General features: G+C 71.0%; 2 protein-coding genes. Both read left to right on the forward strand.

Annotated features, from left to right (window positions below):
* A partial coding sequence (locus BN423_RS10460; RefSeq protein ID WP_019240195.1) for an FHA domain-containing protein occupies window positions 1-322 on the forward strand: 322 nt, incomplete at its 5' end.
* 5 nt (window positions 323-327) lie between these two features.
* A complete protein-coding gene (locus tag BN423_RS10465) occupies window positions 328-741 on the forward strand; it encodes an FHA domain-containing protein (RefSeq protein ID WP_019240196.1) in 414 nt (137 codons plus the stop codon).
* The last annotated feature ends 127 nt before the right edge of the window (window positions 742-868 follow it).

The raw sequence follows: 868 nt of genomic DNA on the forward strand, positions 1-868 counted from the left end.
CATCGCCGGCAACCTCGCGAGCGGGCGCGCCGCGGCCCCGGCGTCGGCGCAGCTCGTCGACGTCGTGACCGGCGAGACCCACCCCGTCACCGCGCCGGCGTGCATCATCGGGCGCGAGCGCGCGGCCGCCAACATCGTGCTGCGCGACCCCAACGTCTCGCGCCGCCACGCGCAGATCACGCTCGCGGGCACCGAGTGGTCCATCGAGGACCTCAACTCCACGAACGGCACACTCGTGAACAACCGCCGCATCACCCGCTGCCCGCTGCGCAACGGTGACGTGCTCACCTTCGGTCTCAGCACGTTCGAGTTCAGGAGCTGAGGCCCATGATCGACGTCATCCTCTTCATCGGGCGCATCGTCCTCGTCGTCCTGCTCTACATCTTCCTGTTCGCCGTCATGAAGACCGGCGTGGGCCTCGTGCGCGGCCAGCGCCGCGACTCCGCCATCTGGACGATCGACGTCGACAAGGGCCCGCGCGGCATCCGCGGCATCCACGTGGACATGCTCGGCCCCGTGATCGTGGGCCGCTCGCCCAGCTCCGACATCTGCATCAACGAGCCGTTCGTCTCGGCGAGCCACGCGCGCTTCTCGCTCCAGGGCCCCGCCCTCGTCATCGAGGACCTCAACTCGCTCAACGGCACGCTCGTGAACGGCCGCCAGCTCCTGGAGCCCGCGACCCTGCGCGAGGGCGACGAGGTGCAGATCGGTGACGTCGTGATGAAGGTGAGCCGCCGATGACGTCCGGGGAGCGCACATTCCCTTCCGAGCCGGCGCCCCAGCCGACGAACGCGCCAATCGGCGCGGCGACGCCCGCGCTCGACCCGATGGCCCCCGCCGAGGCCGACGCCCCGCTCGATGCGGCGCC

This window comes from Enorma timonensis (assembly GCF_000321165.1).
Lineage (GTDB): Bacteria > Actinomycetota > Coriobacteriia > Coriobacteriales > Coriobacteriaceae > Enorma.